This window comes from Streptomyces sp. NPDC047043 (assembly GCF_040644055.1).
Lineage (GTDB): Bacteria > Actinomycetota > Actinomycetes > Streptomycetales > Streptomycetaceae > Streptomyces.
The window spans coordinates 1-1,135 of record NZ_JBEYVO010000098.1; the positions used below are offsets into that span (position 1 = coordinate 1).

Here is a 1,135-nt window from a genome sequence, read left to right on the forward strand (position 1 = left end):
GGCCGTCGCGTTCGGCCGACTCCCAGTCACGCGGGCGGAGTTGGTATTTCTCCGAGTCCAGGTACTCCTCGCTGCCGTCGCGCAGCGGGACGTTCTCGCACAGCTCGAAGCCACTGTAGACGCCCCAGGTGGGGGAGAGGGTGGCGGCGAGGACGGCGCGCAGCTCGAAGGCGGGCCGGCCGCCGCGCTGCAGGAACTCGTGGAGGATGTCGGGGGTGTTGACGAAGAAGTTGGGCCGCATGTAGGCGGCCGCCTCGCCGGACAGTTCGGTCAGGTAGTCGGTGAGTTCCTGTTTGGCGTTGCGCCAGGTGAAGTAGGTGTAGGACTGCTGGAAGCCGCTCTGCGCCAGGGTGTGCATCATGGCGGGCCGGGTGAACGCCTCGGCCAGGAAGATGACGTCGGGGTCGGTGGCGTTGATGTCGGCGATCACCTGCTGCCAGAAGACGACCGGCTTGGTGTGCGGGTTGTCCACGCGGAAGATCCGCACGCCCAGGTCCATCCACACCCGCAGCACCCGCAGCGTCTCCGCGATCAGGCCGTCCATGTCGGCGTCGAAGGCGATCGGGTAGATGTCCTGGTACTTCTTGGGCGGGTTCTCGGCGTAGGCGATGGTGCCGTCCGGGCGGTGGTGGAACCACTCGGGGTGCTTGTGCACCCAGGGGTGGTCCGGGGAGCACTGCAGGGCGAAGTCGAGGGCGATCTCCAGGCCGTGGTCGCGGGCCTCGCGCACGAACCAGGCGAAGTCCTCGAGGGTGCCGAGCTGGGGGTGGACGGCGTCGTGGCCGCCCTCGGGGGAGCCGATGGCCCAGGGCACGCCGACGTCGTCGGGGCCGGGGGAGAGGGTGTTGTTGCGGCCCTTGCGGAAGGTGGTGCCGATGGGGTGGATGGGGGGCAGGTAGACGACGTCGAAGCCCATGGCGGCGATCGCCGGGAGGCGGCGGGCGGCGGTGCGGAAGGTGCCGTGCGGGACCTCGGCGGTGCCCTCGGAGCGGGGGAAGAACTCGTACCAGGCGCCGTACAGGGCGCGCTCGCGTTCCACCAGCAGCGGCAGGGTCTGCGAGGCGGTGACCAGTTCCCGCAGCGGATGGCGGGCCAGCACCGCATCGACCTCCGGCGTCAACGCCGCCGCCAGGCG

The 1,135-nt window shown here is 70.2% G+C and carries 1 pseudogene; it reads right to left on the minus strand.

Annotated features, from left to right (window positions below):
• Nucleotides 1–1,135: pseudogene (locus ABZ880_RS54445) on the minus strand (alpha-1,4-glucan--maltose-1-phosphate maltosyltransferase); the annotation flags it as partial.